At 71.7% G+C, this 1,020-nt stretch carries 1 protein-coding gene; it reads right to left on the bottom strand.

Annotated elements, in window-relative coordinates; all coding sequences use genetic code 11:
* A partial coding sequence (locus ACFWPJ_RS33755) for an acetyl-CoA C-acyltransferase (protein WP_378857702.1) occupies positions 1–953 on the bottom strand: 953 nt, incomplete at its 3' end.
* Between the last annotated feature and the right edge of the window lie 67 nt (positions 954–1,020).

Raw genomic sequence — 1,020 nt, 5'->3', positions numbered from 1 at the left:
CCCGCCGCCCCGCGCGCGCGCGCCCCCGCGCTCCCCCGCCCCCCACAACACAGACCCCCGCCCCCCCCCCCCCCCACGCCGGTGGAGACGATGCGGGCCAGCGGGGTCAGGCCCAGCTCCTTGGCCTTGGTGTCGCTCATGATGACCAGCGCGGCGGCGCCGTCGTTGAGCGCGCAGCAGTTGCCCGCGGTGACGGTGCCGTCGGGACGGAAGACCGGCTTGAGCCCGCTGACCGCCTCGTAGGTGACGCCGGCGCGCGGGCCGTCGTCCTTGCTGATCACGGTGCCGTCGGGCAGGGTCACCGGGGTGATCTCCCGCTCGAAGAAGCCGGCCTTGATGGCCTCCTCGGCGCGGTTCTGCGAGCGCACGCCCCAGCGGTCCTGGTCCTCGCGGGTGATGCCGGTCAGCGAGGCCACGTTCTCGGCGGTCTGGCCCATCGCGATGTAGGCGTCGGGGAGCAGGCCGTCCTGGCGCGGGTCGTGCCACGGGCCCTGGCCGCCCTCAGCGGTCTTGGCGGTGCGGGCCACGGCGTCGTCGAACAGGGTGTTCCTGGTGTCGGGCGAGCTGTCGGCCGAGCCACGGGCGTAGCGCGAGACGGTCTCCACACCGGCGGAGATGAACACATCACCCTCGCCGGCCTTGATGGCGTGGAAGGCCATCCGGGTGGTCTGCAGCGACGACGCGCAGTAGCGCTGCACGGTGGTGCCGGGGACGACGTCGAGTCCCAGTTCGATGGCGATCATGCGGCCCATGCCGAAGCCGCCCTCACCGGCGGGGGAGCCGGTGCCGAGGATGATGTCGTCGATCTGGGTCGGGTCGAGCGACGGGACCTTGGCCAGCGCGGCCTGGACCATCTGCACGGTCAGGTCGTCCGGACGCATACTCGCCAGAGAACCCTTGACAGCACGGCCGATCGGGGAGCGGGCGGTAGAGACGATGAAGGCCGCGGGCATGAGGGCGCCGTTTCACCTTGCTGACGTGAACGGTGTTTTCTAAACCGGGGCGTCGGGAATCTACGGC

The sequence above is a fragment of the Nocardia sp. NPDC058497 genome (assembly GCF_042720195.1).
In the GTDB taxonomy this organism is placed as follows: domain Bacteria; phylum Actinomycetota; class Actinomycetes; order Mycobacteriales; family Mycobacteriaceae; genus Nocardia.
The sequence above is the reverse complement of the archived record's forward strand: the minus strand, read 5'-3'. Positions and strand labels throughout refer to the sequence as shown.